This window comes from Actinomycetota bacterium (assembly GCA_014360645.1).
In the GTDB taxonomy this organism is placed as follows: Bacteria; Actinomycetota; Geothermincolia; order Geothermincolales; family RBG-13-55-18; genus Solincola_B.
On the sequence record JACIXD010000001.1, the window covers coordinates 163127 to 181592 of the forward strand.

The 18466-nt window shown below is 68.4% G+C and carries 15 protein-coding genes and 1 tRNA gene; 9 read left to right on the top strand and 7 right to left on the bottom strand.

Features of this window, described 5'->3' with window-relative positions; all coding sequences use genetic code 11:
* Positions 1 to 44 precede the first annotated feature (44 nt).
* Positions 45 to 287 carry an AbrB/MazE/SpoVT family DNA-binding domain-containing protein gene (locus tag H5T74_00750; GenBank protein MBC7228908.1) on the top strand — a complete coding sequence of 81 codons (243 nt, stop codon included), beginning with the start codon at positions 45 to 47 and terminating at the stop codon, positions 285 to 287.
* Between the two features lie 420 nt (positions 288 to 707).
* Here the strand turns inward: H5T74_00750 and rsmA are convergent, their stop codons facing one another.
* Complete coding sequence (rsmA, locus tag H5T74_00755; protein ID MBC7228909.1) at positions 708 to 1559, bottom strand: 16S rRNA (adenine(1518)-N(6)/adenine(1519)-N(6))-dimethyltransferase RsmA; 852 nt, start codon at positions 1557 to 1559, stop codon at positions 708 to 710.
* A gap of 504 nt (positions 1560 to 2063) precedes the next feature.
* On the opposite strand from rsmA, the gene H5T74_00760 reads away from it, so the two are divergent.
* The 5 genes from H5T74_00760 to H5T74_00780 all read left to right on the top strand — a co-directional run bounded on the left by H5T74_00760 (position 2064) and on the right by H5T74_00780 (position 6470).
* The gene (locus H5T74_00760; protein ID MBC7228910.1) at positions 2064 to 2948 is read left to right on the top strand and encodes a 4-(cytidine 5'-diphospho)-2-C-methyl-D-erythritol kinase; all 885 of its coding nucleotides are present in this window, start codon (positions 2064 to 2066) and stop codon (positions 2946 to 2948) included.
* 174 nt (positions 2949 to 3122) lie between these two features.
* On the top strand, positions 3123 to 3404 hold the full coding sequence (gene spoVG / locus H5T74_00765; GenBank protein MBC7228911.1) for a septation regulator SpoVG: 282 nt from the start codon (positions 3123 to 3125) through the stop codon (positions 3402 to 3404).
* A 178-nt stretch (positions 3405 to 3582) separates the two neighbouring features.
* Positions 3583 to 3656, top strand: a tRNA-Gln gene (locus tag H5T74_00770).
* A 499-nt stretch (positions 3657 to 4155) separates the two neighbouring features.
* Positions 4156 to 5508, top strand: a complete 1353-nt coding sequence (gene glmU / locus H5T74_00775) for a bifunctional UDP-N-acetylglucosamine diphosphorylase/glucosamine-1-phosphate N-acetyltransferase GlmU (GenBank protein MBC7228912.1) — start codon at positions 4156 to 4158, stop codon at positions 5506 to 5508.
* The gene (locus H5T74_00780) at positions 5505 to 6470 is read left to right on the top strand and encodes a ribose-phosphate diphosphokinase (GenBank protein ID MBC7228913.1); all 966 of its coding nucleotides are present in this window, start codon (positions 5505 to 5507) and stop codon (positions 6468 to 6470) included. Before glmU ends, H5T74_00780 begins: the two co-directional genes overlap by 4 nt.
* A gap of 146 nt (positions 6471 to 6616) precedes the next feature.
* On the opposite strand, the gene H5T74_00785 is transcribed toward H5T74_00780, so the two are convergent.
* The 4 genes from H5T74_00785 to H5T74_00800 all read right to left on the bottom strand — a co-directional run bounded on the left by H5T74_00785 (position 6617) and on the right by H5T74_00800 (position 9589).
* Positions 6617 to 7189 carry a hypothetical protein gene (locus tag H5T74_00785; protein MBC7228914.1) on the bottom strand — a complete coding sequence of 191 codons (573 nt, stop codon included), beginning with the start codon at positions 7187 to 7189 and terminating at the stop codon, positions 6617 to 6619.
* Positions 7186 to 7668, bottom strand: coding sequence for a hypothetical protein (locus tag H5T74_00790; protein MBC7228915.1), 483 nt, complete (start codon positions 7666 to 7668; stop codon positions 7186 to 7188). Before H5T74_00790 ends, H5T74_00785 begins: the two co-directional genes overlap by 4 nt.
* Before the next feature lie 577 nt (positions 7669 to 8245).
* Entirely contained in the window at positions 8246 to 8800 is a 555-nt protein-coding gene (locus H5T74_00795) for an aminoacyl-tRNA hydrolase (GenBank protein ID MBC7228916.1), read from the bottom strand.
* Positions 8801 to 8875: 75 nt separating this feature from the next.
* Positions 8876 to 9589, bottom strand: coding sequence for a 50S ribosomal protein L25 (locus H5T74_00800; GenBank protein ID MBC7228917.1), 714 nt, complete (start codon positions 9587 to 9589; stop codon positions 8876 to 8878).
* 525 nt (positions 9590 to 10114) lie between these two features.
* Here H5T74_00800 and mfd point away from each other — a divergent pair.
* Positions 10115 to 13477 (top strand): transcription-repair coupling factor, encoded by a 3363-nt coding sequence (mfd, locus tag H5T74_00805; GenBank protein ID MBC7228918.1) that lies wholly within the window; start codon positions 10115 to 10117, stop codon positions 13475 to 13477.
* Between the two features lie 30 nt (positions 13478 to 13507).
* Here the strand turns inward: mfd and H5T74_00810 are convergent, their stop codons facing one another.
* A complete protein-coding gene (locus tag H5T74_00810; GenBank protein MBC7228919.1) occupies positions 13508 to 13939 on the bottom strand; it encodes a nucleotidyltransferase domain-containing protein in 432 nt (143 codons plus the stop codon).
* A complete protein-coding gene (locus H5T74_00815; GenBank protein ID MBC7228920.1) occupies positions 13897 to 14280 on the bottom strand; it encodes a HEPN domain-containing protein in 384 nt (127 codons plus the stop codon). The genes H5T74_00810 and H5T74_00815 overlap by 43 nt, the downstream gene beginning before the upstream one ends.
* Before the next feature lie 143 nt (positions 14281 to 14423).
* Between H5T74_00815 and mazG the strand changes: the two genes are divergently transcribed.
* Together mazG and H5T74_00825 are read left to right on the top strand one after the other, a co-directional pair.
* Entirely contained in the window at positions 14424 to 15890 is a 1467-nt protein-coding gene (mazG, locus tag H5T74_00820; GenBank protein MBC7228921.1) for a nucleoside triphosphate pyrophosphohydrolase, read from the top strand.
* 47 nt (positions 15891 to 15937) lie between these two features.
* On the top strand, positions 15938 to 18412 hold the full coding sequence (locus H5T74_00825) for a SpoIID/LytB domain-containing protein (protein MBC7228922.1): 2475 nt from the start codon (positions 15938 to 15940) through the stop codon (positions 18410 to 18412).
* Positions 18413 to 18466: the final 54 nt, after the last annotated feature.

Here is an 18466-nt window from a genome sequence, read left to right on the forward strand (position 1 = left end):
GCTCGAGAGCACCGGGCAGGTGAGAGAGAAAGGGTGGGCGAGACATGAAGGCGACCGGAATCGTCAGGAAGATCGACGAGTTGGGAAGGATCGTGATCCCCATGGAGCTGCGGCGCACGCTGGACATCAAGGAGCGCGATCCCATCGAGATATTCGTCGACGGCGAGAAGATCGTGCTGATGAAATATCAGCCGGGGTGCAGCTTCTGCGGCAATACCGATAAGGTGCGCACCTTCAAGGGCAACCGCATCTGCCAGAAGTGCATCAACGAGCTCAAGCGCAAGTAAGAGCCGTACCCGCAGGATATCGAGGGCGTGCCGCATGGCACGCCCTTCTGCATGCCCGGTCTCTCGCGTCGGCTTGCATCGCGGGAGAACCTGTCTCGAGCCGGTTCGGGTACGGGGACGCGCGATCGAGCATCCCATATCGCCCCCCTCGGCGATTGGACCGGCGGACGCGCGGTCCCGGGGCAGGGACGAGAGCGTGCGTGGTTGGCTACTTGGACATGCGGTCGAGCCTTCCATACCACATCCCTCTCGGCGCCCGGGGGGCAGGCCTGCGACCCCGGGTCTTTGCGGGAGCAGGCCTTCAACGCGCTAGCGGGCTGCGGTCTCCTCTCACTGTCTGCTCCCCCGGGGTCCTGACGAGGTCTTGCCCCGGACCTCGCGCCCCCTAATGCCAGTGTTTTCCAACCTCGCCGCGCTTGGTCACGGAGCGCGAAGGGCGCCGAAGAGGGCAAAGAGCTCCTCGCAGCTGAGCTCCTCGGCGCGGGAGGAGGGCGGGAGGCCGGCGGCATGCAGGGCTTTCTCCACCTCGGCCCGGGTGCAGTACGGCGAGCGCCCGCTTCCCAGGGTGTTTACCAGCATCTTCCTCCTGCTGGAAAAACAGGCGTTGAGGAAGAGGAAGAAGGAATCCGCCTCGGGCCCTGCCGGGGCAGTACTCTTGCGCTCGATGCTCAACACCGCGGAGTCCACGCGAGGGGGCGGGAGAAATACCGTGGGGGGCACGGAAAAAGCCCGCCGCGCCTCCGCCAGGTAGCGTATCTTCACCGATACTCCGCCGTAGGCGGGGTGTTTCGGTCCCGCGGTGTAGCGATCGGCCAGCTCGCGCTGCACCATGACCACCAGGTGCTCCGCCTGGGATATCTCGCGCAGCAGGCGCATCAGCAGCGGGGTCGCCACGTTATAGGGGAGGTTGGAGACCACCTTCACCCTTTCCCCGGGATGGAAGAAGGAGGCGAGGTCCATGCGCATGGCATCCCCCAAGACCAGCTCCAGGTTTCGCGGCGCGCCCAGGGTCTCCTCCAGCACCGCTGCCAGCCGCCGGTCGGCCTCCACCGCCACCACGCGCCTGGCGCGGCGGCAGAGCTCCTCGGTGAGGGTGCCGATGCCCGGTCCGATCTCCAGCACCGTCTCCTCGCCGCTGAGGCACGCGACCTCCAGGATGCGCGCGAGCACGTTCCCGTCCACCAGGAAATGCTGTCCCAGGGAACGCGCCAGACGGATGCCGTGCCTTCCCAGGACCTCTGCCACCACGCTTGGTCTTGCCAGCTCACCCATATCCTTATTATGCCCCATGCCGGGCGGCAGGACCGCTGCGCCTCCCGGCATCCGCGATATATATGCGCATCTTCATGCGTATCCTCTTGCTCACAGCTCCATGCCGGGCGGCGGGGACGCTGCGCTTGAGGTCATGGGTGCCGCCCGGGCCCGATCTTCACCCCAGAGGGAAAAGGGGGTGCCGGCCCGCTCGCGCCCGGCACGGCGGCGGCCCATCCCGCTCGTGCGAGGGCGTCCGGGTGCGGCGCCGCCCCGGGAAGTCAGCTGTTGCGCCCCCAACTCGGCACCGCGAGTCCGTTCTTGACGCCCGTGGGCGACAGTGAACGCCACCGTGGTTTGTCGTATCATGGCGGCAGGGTATCCATCCGGTGCCGGAAGACGGGAAGAGGGGCGCGGCGCTCCAGATTTCCGGAGAGAGCACGGTTCCCTTCCGCCCGCACAGGGGTGGCCGTTGGCAGGAGATGGTAAGAAGGACGCGGCGCTCGAGCCGCGGGGAGGGCCGGGATGCGCGATATGGTGACCTTGGAGGCGCCGGCGAAGATCAACCTCTACCTGGAGGTGGGGGCGAGGCGGGAGGACGGATACCACGGCGTGCGCACGGTGATGCAGGCCGTGGACCTCTGCGACAGGGTGGAGGTGGAGGTCGTGGGAGGCAGGGGGACCGTGGCGCTGGAGGTTAAGGGGGAGGCGCCGGCGGGCGAGGACAACCTCTGTCACCGCGCGGCCCGGGCGTTCCTGGAAGCGGCGGGGGTGCGCTGGGACGTGAGGATGAGGCTAGAGAAACGCATCCCGCTTGCGGCCGGCCTGGGAGGGGGGAGCTCGGACGCCGCGGCGGTGCTGCGCGGGCTCAACTTCCTCGCGGGAGAGGCCCTGGCGGGGGAGGAGCTGCTGCGCCTTGCCGCCTCCCTGGGAACGGACGTGCCCTTCTTTCTCGTGGGCGGGACCGCTCTGGGCGAGGGGAGGGGAGAGCGCGTCACCCCCCTCGTGCAGGCGCCGCCCCTGCCGCTGGTGCTCGCGAACCCCGGCGTGCCGCTGCCCACCCCCGAGGTCTACCGACGTTTCGACGAGGTGGGGGGAGGGGAGCCTCCCCGGGGCGGGGTGGAGGCCATGGGGGAGGCGCTGCGCGGCGGAGAGGTGCGTCGCGTGGCCTCCCTGCTCTTCAACTCCCTGCAGCCGGCCGCCTGCGCGCTGATGCCGCAGGTGGGAGCGCTGCTCGAACACGCCCTGTGGGCGGGAGCGGAGGGAGCCCTGGTGAGCGGCAGCGGCCCCACGGTGTTCGCGCTCGCCGGGGACGAGGGGAGGGCGGCGGAGATGGAGGCGGAATTGAGGAGGCACGCCCCGGTGGTGGTGCGTACCCGCTTCCGCGCCGCCGGCATCAGCCTGGCATGAGCCCCGTGCGGCTGTTTCCCGAGGCCTCCGGGGGAAGGCGCCCGCGGGCATCTCGCTCTGCTCTCGCCGCACCTCCATGGCCCAGAACGTCCTTGAAAACAAGACGTAGGGGGCATAATATGTTTATGAGTTTCTTGTCGGTAGAGCGTGGACTCTCTAAGGGGGACAAAAGCCGTGGAGATAACAAGGGTGACCGTACGCGAGATCGATATGAACATGGTGAAGGGCATCGCGAGCATCATCCTCGACGACTGCTTCGTGGTGCATGACCTACGCGTGGTGGACGGCGACCGTGGTTATTTCGTGGCCATGCCCTCCCGCAAGCTCCCCAACGGGGACTTCAAGGATATAGCGCACCCGTTGAACTCCGAGACGCGCGAGAAGATCCAAGAGGCGGTGCTGCGCGAGTTCTTCAAGATGCGTAAAGAGCAGGGCGAGCGCCCACAGGGGGAATAGGACCGGCCGGAAGGGACATTTCGGGAGCCCCGCATTTCCAGGAGCATTCAATCCCAGGTGCTTTCACGGTATCGCAGAAGCATTGCCCACGCATACCCGTCGTCCAGCCGGGTTTTCGAGCGCTCGTTTCCAGGATGCCCATACGGTATTACAATAGGGCCGGGAAACGGTCCTGCTCTGGGGCGTGGCCAAGCGGTAAGGCAGCGGCCTTTGGAGCCGCGATCGTAGGTTCGAATCCTACCGCCCCAGCCAGGATGGTCCACGAGGGCTTCCGGCCCTCGTCTTTTTTGGTGGCCCGTCGCGCATTTATCCTATGACGCCAGCGCGGCGCAGGCGGTGGTGTTGTTCCCGGCCCTCCGTAGGGGTTATCCCGCATGCGCATGAAAAAGGGTCGGCGGAGTAGCGGAAGCCGGGCAGGACGCGGCGAACGGGGGAGGGAGGCGACGGGCGGGGCGCCGGGGGAGCGAGCCGAGACCGGCCCGCGGACGAACGGGGCACTACGCGGAAAAGCCTTCGATCAGTCTCCCGCCGGAGCTCCGGGCGCCGGAGCCCGCAGGGGTCACGGTCTGCATGGAGCGGGGGGGTGGGGACGGTGGGTTGGGGCGCATGTGTCCGCGCTGCGGCACATGCGGCGGGGAGCCGGACGGGGTTTCATGCGGGGAGCGGCGTCCGTTACAATAAAGCCGGCGACGGAAAAGGAGGCCCTTTGAGACGACTGGCCCTGGTCCTCGCAGCCGGCGAGGGAACGCGCATGCGATCCGCGACACCCAAGGTCCTGCACCGTGTGTGCGGGCGCTCCATGCTCTCCTGGGTGCTCGACACCCTGGAGGACCTTCAGGGCTCCGGCCACGTGGACGGCGTGGCGGTGGTCATCGGCAACGGTGCCGACCGGGTGCGTGAGGAAGTGGGGGAGCGGGGCATCTGCGTGGTGCAGGAGGAGAGGCTGGGCACCGGGCATGCGGTGATGGTGGCGGCGCCGGTCGTGGACGCCCATGACGCCGACGAGGTGCTGGTGCTCACCGCCGATTCGCCGCTCCTGACCGCCCGCACCTTGCGCGGGCTCTGCGAGGTCCAAGGGGAGGTGGGGGCCGCGGTGACCATGCTGGGAGCGGTCCTGGAAGACCCCACGGGCTACGGCCGGATCCTCCGTGACGCCGCGGGCGCCGTGACGGGGATCGTAGAGGAGAGCGAGGCCGACCCCGGGCAGAAGAGCATAAAGGAGGTCAACACCTCCACCTACGTCTTCCGCTGGTCCGACCTGCGCGAGGTGCTGCCGCGCCTCGGTAACGACAACACCAAGGGCGAGTTCTTCCTCACCGACGCCGTGGAACTGCTGATCGGGGAGGGCGGGAAGGCGGCGGTGTACGTGACCCCGGACGCGCGGGAAGCGCTGGGCGTCAACTCCCGCGCGCATCTGGCGGAGGCCCAAGCGGTGATGCGCGAACGCATCAACCGCCACTGGATGGAGGAAGGGGTTACCATGGAAGACCCTTCCACGGTGTACATCGACGCGGAGGTCACCATCGGCGCGGACACCCTGCTCCGTCCCATGGTCATCCTGGAGGGGAAGACGTCGGTGGGGAGCGGGTGCCGGCTGGGGCCTAACGTGCGCATCGCGGACTCGCGCCTGGGGGACGGGGTGACGGTGGAGCAGGCCACGGTGCGGGAATGCGAGCTGGAGGAGGGGGTGAGCGTGGGCCCCTTCGCCAGCCTGCGTCCCGGGAGCGTGTTCCGCGCCGGCTCGAAGGCGGGCACCTTCGTGGAGACCAAGAAGACGGAGGTGGGGCGCGGGAGCAAGATACCCCACCTGAGCTACATGGGCGACGCCCGCATCGGCGAGGACGTCAACGTGGGAGCGGGCAGCATCACCTGCAATTACGACGGCCGGGAGAAGCACCCCACGGTCATCGAGGACGGGGCGTTCATCGGGTCGGACACCATGTTCATAGCCCCCGTGCGCATCGGCAGGGGGGCGGTCACGGGAGCGGGATCGGCCATCACCGTGGACGTCCCCGACGGGGCCCTGGGGGTGGAACGCAGCCGCCAGAGGAACATAGAGGGCTACAGGCGCAAGGCGAAGGAAAAGGAGGAGGGCGGACCTTGAAGGAGGTAACGCGCAAGAGGTTGATGATCTTCAGCGGGAGGAGCTATCCCGAGCTGGGGAGGCAGATCGCCGGCCACCTGGGCACCGGCCTCGGGAAGGTGGAGCTGAAGACCTTCAGCAACGGCGAGCTGTACGTGCGTTACGAGGAGAGCGTGCGCGGATCCGACGCCTTCGTCATCCAGACCTGCAGCGAGCCCATCAACGACCACATCATGGAGCTGCTGCTGATGATCGACGCCCTGGAGAGGGCCTCCGCCAAGCGCATCTCCGCCGTCATCCCCTATTACGGCTACTCGCGCCAGGACAAGAAGACGCTCGCCAGGGAGCCCATCAGCGCCAGGCTGGTGTGCGACCTGCTGGCGGCGGCGGGCGCGGACCGCATCCTCACCATGGACCTGCACGCCGGCCAGATCCAGGGTTTCTTCTCCGGGCCCGTGGACCACCTCACCGCGGTGCCCCTGCTGGCCTCCTATATCTCGCGGCAGAACTTCCAGGACCTGGTAATCGTATCGCCGGACGCCGGAAGGGTGAAGATGGCCAACAAGTACACCGACCACCTCGGGGTGCCCATGGCCATCCTGCACAAGCGCCGCCCCGGGCACAACCGGGCGGAGGTGCTGCACGTCATCGGCGAGGTCGAGGGCAAGACGGCGGTGCTGGTGGACGACATGATCGACACCGCGGGGACCATGGCGGCCTCCGCGCAGGCGCTGATCGACGCCGGGGCGGCGGAGGTCTATGCCTGCGCCACCCACGGCATCTTCTCCGGCCCCGCCCGCGAGCGTCTGGACGCCAGCCCGCTCAAGAAGGTGGTGGTCACCAACACCCTCCCCATACCCGAGGAGCGCCTGAGCGAGAAGGTGGAGATCCTCTCCATCGCCTCCATCTTCGCCAACACCATCGCCAGCGTCTTCAAGGACGAGTCGGTGAGCGAGCTCTTCGGCGGCGACAACATGCCCTGAGGAAGGGGAGCACCAACTCATATCATGGCGGCGCAGGGTTACCCCGGCCGCCCGGGGGAAAAGATGCCGTGAGACCGTGGAACGGCGCGCCGCTCCGTCAGGGGGTCTTCCCGCCTCGGTTCCCGCCCCGCGCCCGGCTCGCGGGGTCAAGCGGTTAACTCGCGGTAAAGGGACTCCGCCTCCTCCTCCAGGGCCTCCAATTGCGAGAATTGTTCCTGGATGCGCGCGGCCACGGCGTCCATGGCCTGGAGGATGGGCATGAGCGCCCGCGGGTCTTCGAGGTAGGGGAGACCATCGAGGGCGGAAGAGCACAGGCCTAGGTACTCCGTGTATGCGCTGATGATGAGCTCGTTGAGCTCCACGAGTTCGAGGACCTTCTCGGCGTAGGGTTCATACTTGCGGCTCCGCTCCGCCTGGAGCGCCTCACACTTCTCGCCCACGGTACGAAAGGCGGCGAAGGAGGCGGATACCAGATCGCGGGCGTCCGAGATGGCCGCCCGGCCCTTCTTTCCCAGCTCCTGCCAGTCCCCCTCGCGCAGCAACTTTTCCATCCGGGAGGGGAATTCCTGCAGCCCCGCCAGCACCGCCCGGGCGCTGATATAGCTGGAACGCGCCTCCTGCGCGTAACGCGCGGCCCTGGAGCCGCATCCCGCCGCTGCGACCGTGGCGCCGAGGGCGAGCAGGAAGGCGACGAGGACGGCGGCGCGCGGCGCTCTCACAGGCCGTGCTCCTCTCGGTACCGGTCGGCCGCTTCCGCGGCGCTCGAGGCCTCGCGCAGCAGCGAGCCTATCTCGGAGGCCAGGCGGTCGATCTCGCCCGTGTACCAGGAGAGCTGCCCGGCGTTCTCCGCCGCGGGAAGCACGTCGAGCATGTCCCACACCGCGGCCAGGAGCTCGCGGTTTTTCTCCAGGGCCCGGGAGGTGGGTTCCAGGGCATCGAGCGCCATCCCCGCGTAGGTGGCGTAGTCGCCCGCCTTGTCCATGTCCTCTACCTCGCGCAGCAGCGAGGCGGCGCGCGAGATGCGCGCCTCCAACTCGTCCACGTCCAGCATGGCCATCTCCGCCAGCGACTTCCCCTCCGCGATGGTGTCTTCCACGTCGGAGAAGCGCGTTCCCAGCTCGTTGAAGCGCGCGTCCAGGTCGAGAAGGTCCTCGAGGAGGGGCTTGGAGGAGGCGATGAGGCGCTCCGCCTCGCGCACCTTCGCCTCCGCGGCAGACCTTCCGCCGCACCCCGCGGCCGGAACGGCGAGGCATGCGAGGAGCGCCGCGGCGGCGAACAGGAGGGGCAGCCGCCTCCCGGCGGCACGCGGGCGCGGCCGTATCGCGCGCCCTCCAGGGCGGCGGGCGCTCCGATACAAGGGCCCCGCCTCCCGGGACGGCGCCGGCGCTTCTGCTCTCGCGTCCCTTACATCCATCTCCGTGCTATCTTCTCCTCGAGGCGCCGTCTGTCCTCCCGGCAAAGGGGGGAGCGAGCGCCGGCGCGCTCAGGTCGCGCCTGCGACGCCGCGTCGTCCGGGCTTGGCAGAGCGCGGAGACCTATGCGCGGCTCCCACCGCTCCCGCCCACTTCTTTACGCCGCGCACCTTAAGACCCGGGCCGGGTATCCCCGGAAGGGCTCATATCGTCCGCGGGGCGTGAAGAGCCGGCGGCACTGCACCGCCATTTCTGTTCCGGCCGCTTCTTGCATCCCGCTCTTTCTGCTGTAAACGGACTGGAAAGGGGCGGTACGGATCCCCCCGCGAGGCGGGGGGCGGACGGCCGTGCCCGAGCATCCCGTCAGTTGAAGAGGTTCATGGCGGTGTCGAGTCCGTCCATGACCACGCTCTCGGCAGCGGCGGCGGCCCTGGAACACCAGCCGAGGAACTCCTCCAGCTCCGCCCCGTGCATCTCCTCCAGGACATACCGCGCCGGATCCATGCCCTCGGGAGGCCTTCCCACGCCTACGCGGACGCGGGGGAAGGCGGTGGTGCCCAGGGCCTCGATCACCGACTGCACCCCAAGGTGTCCACCCGAGGAGCCACCCGCCCTGATGCGGATGGTGCCGGGCTTCAGGTCCATGTCGTCGTGGATGACGAGGATGTTCCGTGGCTCGACCCCCAGCTTGCGGCGCAGGCGTTTCGCGGCCTTTCCGCTGAGATTCATGTAGGTGAGGGGGCGGGCGAGACAGACGTCCTCGGTGTAGAAGGTCGCTTCCGCGAGATCGTAGGTCTTGCGGGGACGCAGGACGACACCGTGCCTGCGCGCCAGCTCCTCCACCGCCCAGAAGCCCGCGTTATGCCTGGTCCTGCGGTAGCTCTCGCCCGGGTTACCCAGGCCTAGGATCAGGTACATGCCCCCTCCCGCACGAAGACGGGGGCGGAGCTCCCGCCCCCGTCGTGAATATGCGCATCGTTCCCGCGCCGCTGGTTATTCCTCTTCCTCTGTCTCGCCCGCCCCGGCCTCCGAGGCCTCTTCCTCGCCGCCCGCGGCGGCCTCTTCCAGGGCTTCCTCGCCGCCCGCGGCCTCCGCCTCTTCCGCCGGCACCTCGAAGAGCTCCTGCACCACGCGCGCCGCCTCTCGCACGCGCTTGGGAGTGACGGCGGCCACGATCTCCTCCGGAGAGTTCACGTACTCCACGCCCGGGAGGCGGGGCAGGTCGCTCACGCGCAGGTTCTGCTTGAGGTTGAGGTGGGAGACGTCAACCACGACCTCCTCCGGCAGGTCTTTGGGATAACACTCCACGGTGACCTCGTAGAGGTAGTGCTGGAGGATGCCCCCGGCCTTCACCCCCACCGGCTCGCCCTCGAAGCGAAGGGACACCACGGCGTGCAGCTTCTCGTCGCTGCGGATGCGCTGGAAATCCACGTGCAGGATCTGGTCCTTGAGGGGGTGGCGCTGCAGCTCCTTGACCACCACGGTGTGCTCGCCTTCCTCGTCTCCTTCCAGCCTCATGCTCAACAGGCCGTGCAGCCCCTTCTCGCGGCGCATGAGGGCCCGGAAGGACCTCTCGTCCACGGAGACGGAGAGAGGCTCAAAGGCGTGGCCGTAGACCACGGCCGGGATGCGCCCGCGGCGCCTCATCTTCTTGACCGCCTCCTTGCCCTTTTCCGTCCTGGGGGCAGCAACGATATCGACTTCCATCTCTCGACACCTCTTGTTCCGTTTTCTCGCCCGCTCCCGCTCGGGCCCAACCAGACAACTAATTATAGGGAAAGGCACTGCCGTAGGCAACAGCAGCATTGACTTTGTGATCTAAATTTCAAAAGTAGACAGTTTAAGCTTTAAAACTGGACACTAAGATATTCCAGCAGGTGATTCACTCCGCTATCGGTCGGGGGACGGATGCAGTAAGATGCGGCAGGTCGATAGGACATTGCCGTCAGTGGTCCATTCTGCCATCAGCCGGCTCCCTCGCTTACCAGAACGGATGTAACTATGTGACGCCGCGATTCCCGGATCTTATATCCGAAATTCGCCCCCTTCCTTTGTCGGTCTTGTCCGGTCTGTCGGGGTGAGAGGGCGACCTCGATGTTCGTCAACCTTGAAAAAGACTACCGAGAGGATATGCCATCCGCATGACGTGGTCCGGTGAACGTGATCCGGCACCTCGGTAGAATAGGTTGCAGGCCTGGGTGCTGTGCGCCGAGGTTGTTCAGGCATGCCCCGATGCCGGGGCATGAGACCGGAATGAGAGGCATGGTGATGCAGGAAGAGGAGATCCTGCGCTGGATAGGCTCACAGGTAGCGGCGGAGCTGGGCGACCTTTGGGAGAGGCTGCCGCGCGGCGTGGGGCACCTGGCGGTGAGGGCCGAGGAGGAGACACACCCGTTCCTGATCGCCCGCCTCCGCGAGGCGGTGGAGGGCACGTTGCTGGTGGCGTTGCCGGGAAGGGAGGCAGCTGAGGAGCTGGCCGCCTCCCTGTCGCGCCTCCTGGGAGAGGGCGCGGTGATGCCGCTGCCCTACCGCGAGCTGGCCATCGCCGGGGAAAGGGGGGAGGACCCCGAGGCGGTGTCGCTGCGCTTCCGTGCCCTGCGGGCCATGGCGCGGGGAGAACGCGTTGCGGTGGTATGCGATGCGCGGGCCCTGGCGCAGGCGTTCCCAGCCGCCGCGGCGGCGTTGGAGCCGCTGCGCCTGCGGGTGGACGCGGAGACCGACCTCCAGGAGGCTGCGCGGCGCCTGGCGGAGATGGGCTACAGGAGGGAATATCTCGTGGAGGGGGCGGGGCAGTTCGCGGTGCGCGGGGGCATCCTGGATGTCTTCGACCCTGGCCTCCCGCGACCGGTGAGGGCGGAGTTCTTCGGTGACCGCGTGGAGAGATTACGCTTCTTCAACCCCGCCGACCAGCGCTCCCGCGCCGCCCTGGCGGAGGTGGAGGTCTTCCCCGTGGCGGCGGGGCACGAGGCCGGAGAGGGGGCGCCGCCGCTGCGGCTGCTGGGAGAGGGGGGAGCGGCGGTGGTCTCGCAGCCGCTGGCGGTGCGCGAGAAGCTGCTCGCGTACGGTTCCCCGCCCTCTTTTTCCATGGAGGCGGAGAAAAAGGGGTTCCTCCTGGTGGAGCTCGACCCCCTGGCGGCCCACGCCGCGGGATCCGTCTCCGCCCGCGGGGTCCCCGAGTACCGGGGGCGAGTGGCGGATTTTCTTTCCGACCTGGGGACGGAGCTGGGATCGGGATGGAGGGCGGCGTTCCTCCTCGCTACCCGGGGCAGGCTGGAGCGCATGCGGGAGCTGCTGGTGGAGGAGGGCATACCGGTGCTCACGGAAGGCGAACCCGGGCCGGGGACGGTGCGCCTCGCCGCGCGGGACTGGCCGCGCGGCTTCCGGCTCGAGCGCGCCCGCCTGGCGGTGTACACGGAGGCGGACGTCTTCGGGGGCCTGCGGGTGCGTCCCTCGGTGCCGGCGGCGGGGGGCGGCCGCGCGGTAGAGGGGTGGTGGGACCTGGAGGAGGGGGACTACGTGGTGCACGTGAACCACGGCATCGCGGTCTACGGGGGCCTGGTGAAGCGCGAGGTCGACGGAGCGGTGCGCGAGTACCTCCTGCTGCGCTACGCGGGCGGGGACTCCCTGTACGTGCCCACCGACCGCATCGACCTCGTACACCGCTACGTGGGGGCCGAGAGGCCGGAGATACACCGCCTCTCCAGTCACCACTGGAGGCGCGTCACCCGCAGGGCACGCTCCGCGGTCAAGGAGATGGCCTTCGACCTGCTCAAGCTGTACGCGGACCGTATGGCGGGCGAGGGCCATGCCTTCTCGCCCGACGACCCCTGGCAGCGGGAGCTGGAGAGCTCCTTCCCCTACGCGGAGACTCCCGACCAGGAGAAGGCCATAGAGGAGGTGAAGAGGGACATGGAGAGGCCTGTGCCCATGGACCGCCTGGTCTACGGTGACGTGGGTTACGGTAAGACGGAGGTGGCGGTGCGCGCCGCCTTCAAGGCGGTGATGGACGGCAAACAGGTGGCGGTGCTGGTGCCCACCACCGTGCTGGCCCAGCAGCACGAGAGGACCTTTCGAGAGCGCTTCGCGCCCTTTCCCGTGCGCGTGGAGACCCTCACCCGCTTCCGCGCCCCTGGGGAGCAGAGGGAGATCCTGGAAAGAGTGGCCTCGGGGGAGGTGGACGTGGTCATCGGCACCCACCGCCTGCTGCAGGAGGACGTAAGCATGGCGGACCTGGGACTGGTGATCGTGGACGAGGAACACCGCTTCGGGGTGGCGCAGAAGGAGCGCCTCAAGGCCCTGCGGCGCAGCGTGGACGTGCTCACCCTCACCGCCACCCCCATCCCCCGCACCCTGCAGATGTCCCTTTCAGGCATCCGGGACCTCAGCGTCATCGACACCCCCATCGCCGAGCGGCACGCGGTGATCACCTCCGTAGGGCCCTACGACGACGACCTGGTGCGGGAGGCCGTCCGCGCCGAGCTCGAGCGTTCCGGGCAGGTCTTCTACGTCCACAACCGCGTGCGCACCATTGAGCGTGCGGCGCGGCATGTGCGCGAGCTGGTCCCCGAGGCGCGGGTGCTGGTGGGCCACGGCCAGATGAAGGAGAGGAAGCTGGAGGCGGTGATGGACGATTTCATCGCCGGGCGCGCCGACGTGCTGGTGTGCACCACCATCGTGGAGTCGGGCTTGGACCTCCCCAACGTCAACACCCTCATCGTGGACGGGGCGGAGAACCTGGGGCTATCCCAACTCTACCACCTGAGGGGGAGGGTGGGGCGCGGCAGCCGCCAGGCCTACGCCTTCTTCCTCTTCCGCGAGGGAAGAGCCATGAGCGAGGGGGCCCTGCAGCGCCTCAAGGTGATACGGGACTTCTCCGAGCTGGGATCCGGCCTCAGGGTGGCCATGAAAGACCTCGAGATCAGGGGGGCCGGCAACCTGTTGGGTCCTGAGCAGCACGGGCATGTGGAGGCGGTGGGGTTCGAGCTCTACTGCCGCATGCTCGCAGACGCCGTGGACGAGCTGCGCGGAGCGGTGCGCGCCCGCCCCTCCGAGGTCACCATCGACCTGCCCCTGCGCGCCTTCGTGGCCGCGGAATACGTCTCGCGCACCTCGCGCCGGGTGGAGATCTACCACCGCCTGGGGGAGGCGGGGTCGCAGGCGGAGGTCGATTCCCTGGCCGGGGAGGTGCGCGACCGCTACGGTCCGCCGCCCCCGGAGGTGGAGAACCTCTTCGGGGTGGCGCTACTGCGCCTGGCATGCATGGCCGCGGGTGTGCGCGAGGTGGCGCGCGAGCGGGACAACATACTGCTGCGGCTGGGACCGGAGGCGGCTTCGCGGGCGGGTGAGCTGGTCGCGCTGGCCGCGGGGCCCGGGAAAGCGGGCAGGAGCGGAGCGGGAAGGGGCGAAGAGAAAGAGGCGGCGGCTCCAGATCCCCGCGCCTGGAAGGAGGCGCGCTACCGCCGCAACCTGCAGGAGCTGGTCCTCTACTTCGAAAGGGGGTCCTGGCCGGCGCGCGGCCGGTCCTACCTGGAAGAGATGACCGACCTTCTGGAGGCCTTTGCCGCGAGGGGTTCCCGTGCCGGTTCGCGGGGATGAGGCGGTTTCCCTCATCCCGGACCGCGCCCTTCAGGAAAAAGACCAGTAACCCTCGCCCTTTCTAAGCTCGCCTTTCTCGAGGCGCAGCCTGAAAAGGCGGCGCCTGGCGTCAAAGGTGCCGTCGTCAACCACCGCCGTGCCCTCGTGCAGGATGTCCCACATCAGGGCGCCCTCCGCGCGGGCGAACTCCTCGGGGGTCAGGGCAACGGGCTCCAGGGCCACGCGGCCGGGCCAGGCTTCCAGCAGCAGGACGGCGCGGTCGGGTATGGAAAGGGCGCCGAAGTCGGGCGAGATGACCAGGAGGTCGTAATCGCTCTCCTCAAGGGCCTCACCCCTCGCCCGCGATCCGAAGACCACCACGGAGGCCACGCGCACCTTCTCGCGCAGGGAAGCCAGGAAGCCTTCCAGCAGCGCGCCGTCTATATGTGCTCCCGCACGAAACCCACTATCCTGTCCCGGCATTCCTGGAGCTCCCCTATTATCTCCTCGTTGTAGAGGTCGGCGGGCGGCCCTCCCACGCCGTTGGGATAGCGCGAGATGATGTAATGCCCGTCCAGCTTTCTGCATGCCACGGAGATGGAGGCGGTATCGATCCCCGCTTCCCCCAGCATCCTCGCCATGTGCACGCAGGAATGGGTGCGCGACTCCCGGCCCAGTTTGAGGAGCAGGGCTTTCAGGGCTTTCTCAGCCGATTGCTGGAGGTGGAACGCGGAGCCTTCGAACAGGCCCTCCTCAGCCAGGGACGCGGCCATGCGCCCGTCCCTTTCCGAGGCCTCCAGCCACCAGCCTATCTCGCGTCTCATGTCCTCACCCCCCGGCTCAATTATAGATGCGGCGGCGGGCGGTGACAAAGAACGGCGGCCATCGGCTTTCCGGTGCCGCCTTGCGCAGGGACGGCTGCTGTTAGAATAGTGAAAACCGGCGGAAACGCGAGCTCGGGAGAAGGATGGAGAGAGAGAGTAAGGCGGTGGTCAACGTCCTGGGGCTGGGACCGGGCCCACTGGGCCTTGTCACCCTGGAGACGGCGGAGATGCTGCAGGCCGCGGAGGAGGTGCTGGTACGCACCTCGCGCCATCCCTGCGTGGAGGAGCTGGCGGCCCGCGGCGTGCGCATGCGCTTCCTGGACCGCCACTACGAGTCGGGCCGGGAGATGGAAGAGGTTTACGGGTCGGTGGCCCGGGAGGTGGCGGAGGCGGCGCGCGCGCGGGGAGAGGCGTATTACGCAGTGCCCGGGTTCGCCCTGATGGCCGAGAGAACGGTGCAGCTCCTCCTCGCCGAGGAGGACCTGGAGGTGCGGGTCCACGGCGCGGTGAGCTTTCTCGAACCGGTGCTGGCGGCCCTAGGCCTGGACGCCGTGGAGGGCCTGCTGCTCCTGGACGGCGACCGCCTGCTAGCGGAGGGGCACCGCCTCCTCGACCCGCGCATCCCCACCCTCATCGCCCAGGTGGACAGCCGCCTCAAGGCCTCAGACGTCAAGCTGGAGCTCCTGGAGGTCTATCCCGCCTCGCATCCGGTAACGGTGGTGGGGGCGGCGGGCATGGAGGAGCCGAGGCTGGTGCGGGCGGCCCTTGAGGAGCTGGACAGGGCGGAGCGCTTCGACCACCTCACCACCCTCTACCTCCCGCCCCTGGAGGAGGGGGAGATATTCGATTTCCAGCGCCTTCTTGACGTCGTGGCGCGCCTGAGGGGTCCGGGAGGGTGCCCCTGGGACCGCAGACAGACCCACGCCTCCCTGGCGCGCCACATGGTGGAGGAGGCGCACGAGGCGGTGGAGGCCATCAGGGAGGGCGACATGGACCACCTCGCCGAGGAGTTGGGGGACCTCCTCCTGCAGGTGGCCCTGCACTGCCAGCTGGGGGCGGAGGAGGACGCCTTCGACATCCGGGACACCCTGCGGCTGATCATCGCCAAGCTCCTGCGCCGCCACCCCCACGTCTTCGGGGAGGTGAAGCTGGACACCGCGGAGGAGGTCATCGCGCGCTGGGAGCGCATCAAGGCGGAGGAGCGCGGGGAGCCCTCGGTGCTGGACGGGGTGGCGGAGGGACTGCCCGCCCTCATCTATGCCTTCAAGCTGCAGAGCCGCGCCGCGCGCGTGGGCTTCGACTGGGGCAGAGCCGAGGAGGTGTTGCCCAAGCTGGAGGAGGAGCTGCGGGAGGTCCAGGAGGTGCTGCGCCGCGGCGAGGGAGACCTGGAGGGGGAGCTGGGGGACATGCTCTTCACCCTGGTGAACGTGTGCCGGCATTACCGCGTGGACCCCGAGGTGGCGCTGCGGAGGTCGGCGGCCAAGTTCTCGCGCCGCTTCCGGGAGGTAGAGGAGAGGCTGCGGGCCCAGGGGAGGCGCGTGGAGGACGCGGACCTGGAGGAACTGGATTCCCTGTGGGAGGCGTCCAAGGAGGAGCCCGGGGAGGCGTGAGGCCGCGCCGGTCCCCGGGAAGGCGGCGCGATGAAAGGAGAAGTCCTGTGAGAAAGACGATAGCGGCGGTCTTCGCCTCCATGCTGGCTGCCGCCGCCTTCACCTTCGCGGCACCGGGGGCGTCCGCCCTGCAGGAGACCTACACCTTCGAGGGCTCGGGATGGGGGCACGGGGTGGGCATGTGCCAGTACGGGGCGCGGGGAATGGCCGCGGCCGGTTACGACTACCGGGGCATCCTCACCTATTATTACCGTGGAACTCAGGTGCAGAGATGGGAGTGCCCTTCCTCCATAAGGGTGGGGCTCCTGGAGGGGCAGTCGGCCGTCCAGCTGGCCGCCGAGTCAGGATCCTTCACCTTCTTTACCTCGGACGGGGACGTCCCGGGCGGCATCATGACCCCGGGAGGAACCTGGACGGTGGGCGCCGACGAGCAGGGCCGCTTCTACATCTTGCGCCCGGACGGCACCCGCGTGAACGACTCGGGTTACGGCGGGATGTACAGGCCGCTTTACGTGCGGGGCTCCGGGGACGGAGACGTGCTGCGCCTGCCCCAGAACGGCAACCGCGGCGTGAGCCATCTGTCGGCTTACACGCCCCTGGAGCTCAACCTCTACGGCGCCTCCCATCCCTATGCCCTGCGCGCCGTCCTCATAAGCTGGTTCGAGACCTACCTCAAGGGTATAGCGGAGGTCCCGGGGAGCTGGCCCCGGGAGGCGGTGAAGGCGCAGGCGGTGGCGGCGCGCTCCTATGCGGTGCGCAGCATGGGCAAGCACGCCTCCTCCAACTTCGATATCTGCGACGAGACGCACTGCCAGTATTACAAGGGCTCGGATCAGGAGAAGGACGCGGGCTGGGTGCAGGCGGTGGAGGACACCGCGGGGCAGGTCCTCGCCTACGGAGGCCAGGTCGCCCAGTGTTTCTATTCCGCCTCCTGCGGGGGGCACACCGACAACAACGAGGACGTGTGGAGAGGGTCCCCCGTGCCCTACCTGCGCGGGGTTCCCTGTCCCTGGTGCGAGGACCCGGGGAACAACCCCTTCGCGCGCTGGACGGTGAACTATACCAGGCGGGAGATGGAAAGCCGCCTCAACTCGCGCTCCAGCACCTACGTGGGCACGCTCTACTCCATGGACCTCTCCGACCGCACCCCCAGCGGGCGGGTGCGTTACGCGGTTTTCACCGGCTCCGCCGGCACGGCGCGCGTCACCGGGGAGCAGCTGCGTTCCTATTTCAGCCTGCGCTCCGCCATGGTCAACCGCCAGCGGGACAACTTCGACGAGTACATCCTTCTGGCCAACCCCGGCGAGGTTGCGGCGCCGGTCTCGGTGGCCATGCGCACCCCCGCGGGAGAATCGAAGGAGGCCGCGGTGGAGGTCCCGGCGCGCTCCCGGCGCACCCTGCATGTGGACGACTATTTCTACGGCGAGGAGGTGTCGGCGACGGTGCAGAGCGACAGGCCGGTGGTGGCGGAGCGCGCCATGTACTTCGATTACCGGGGAATCTACGACGGAGGGTCTTGCGAACACGGGGCCGTGTCTCCGGCGACGGAATGGTATCTGGCGGAGGGATACACCGCCGGGGGTTTCGATACCTGGGTCCTGGCGTATAACCCCGGGGAGGAGAGCGCCCATCTGGTGGTGGACCTGCTGCGCGAGGACGGCCGTAACGGAAGGGTGGAGATGGAGGTGGGCGCCGGCGCCCGCGCGACCCTTTACGTGGACGGGGTGGAGGGCTTCTCCTCCTGTTCCCTCTCCGCCGCGGTGAGTTCGGACGTCCCCGTGGTGGCGGAGAGGGCGATGTATTTCGAGAGCGAGGGTAGGAGGGGTGGTCACGTCGCCCTGGGGGCCCCGCAGCTGTCGCGGGAATGGCTCTTCGCCGAGGGGTACACCGGCGGGTCCTTCGATACCTGGGTGCTGGTGGGAAACCCCGGCGAAGATACGGCGAGGGTGAGGTTTGACCTCTATGTCCCGGGAGGGGGCGGGAGAACGGTGGAGGCGGAGGTGAAGCCGCGCTCCCGCTACACCCTGCACGTGGACGACCACCTTCCCGACGCCGAGGTTGCGGTGCGGGTGGAGAGCGACAGGCCGGTGGTGGCGGAGCGCGCCATGTACTTCGACTACTACGGGAAGCAGGGGGGCTCATGCGCCCCGGGCACGCCGCAGGCTTCCAGTATCTGGTACCTCGCCGAGGGCTACACCGGCGGCGACTTCGACCAGTACATCCTGGTGGGGAACCCGGGCGTCGAGACGGCGCGGGTGAGCTTCGCCTTCATGACCCCGGCCGGTTCCGCACAAGCGGTCCTTTTCGACCTGCCTCCCGGGAGCCGCTTCACCCTCCACGTGGACGAGCTCTTCCCCTCGGAAGAGGTCTCCGCGGTGGTGGAGGAGACGCAGGGCCGGGGGATAGTGGTGGAGCGGGCCATGTATTTCGACTACTTCGGGCGGCGGGGCGGCCACGCGGCCATGGGGGTGACGCAGCCCTCCACCACCTGGTATTTCGCCGAGGGGTACACCGGCGGCTGAGCGGCGGATCCGAGGGGTCACCCTCGCCGCCCGCGGTCCCGAGGCGGAGCTCGG